Annotated in this window: 1 protein-coding gene; it reads left to right on the plus strand. The window is 55.6% G+C overall.

Annotated features, from left to right (window positions below):
• The coding region (locus CR103_RS21790) for a NosD domain-containing protein (RefSeq protein WP_180279501.1) at positions 1 to 593 on the plus strand (593 nt) is incomplete at both ends.

Below are 593 nucleotides of genomic sequence, written 5' to 3' on the forward strand. Positions count from 1 at the left end.
GACAATGTGCGGGTCACCAATTCGGGCTACCACGGCATTAGCGTGCTGCATAACCGCAACACTTCCGTGAAGAACAGCGTGGTCGACGGCGCTTGCGTCCGACTGCACGACTGCGGCGGTATCTACACCGGTGCTCGCGACAAGCTGCCATTGACCTTGCTGATCGATAACAACACCGTGACGAATGTCAAGGGCTCGGAAAACGTCGGTATCTACCTCGATGACCATGCCAACGGCGTGACCATTAGCCGGAACAAGGTGTCGAACACCACCCGTGCCATGTTCCTGCACAATAGTTTCGATACCGTCATCAGCAACAACACGCTCGCTTCGAGTGAGGTCGCCCACCTGCAGTTCTCCCAGGACGCAGGCACTATCCGCAACAACAAGGTGACCAACAATACGTTCAATTCGACCAATGGCGAGTTCAACTACAATACGGAATCGGGCACCAACTTGAGGACCTTCATGAGCGCTGACTACAATACGTACACCAGTAACAACCCGAACGTGTTCCATCGTTATTGGGATGGCAGGTCGGCTGGCGTGACGCAAAGCTATACCGGCTGGAAGGGCTGGGGCGGCCAGGATGC

This window comes from Massilia psychrophila, assembly GCF_002760665.1.
Lineage (GTDB): Bacteria > Pseudomonadota > Gammaproteobacteria > Burkholderiales > Burkholderiaceae_D > JAFCUW01.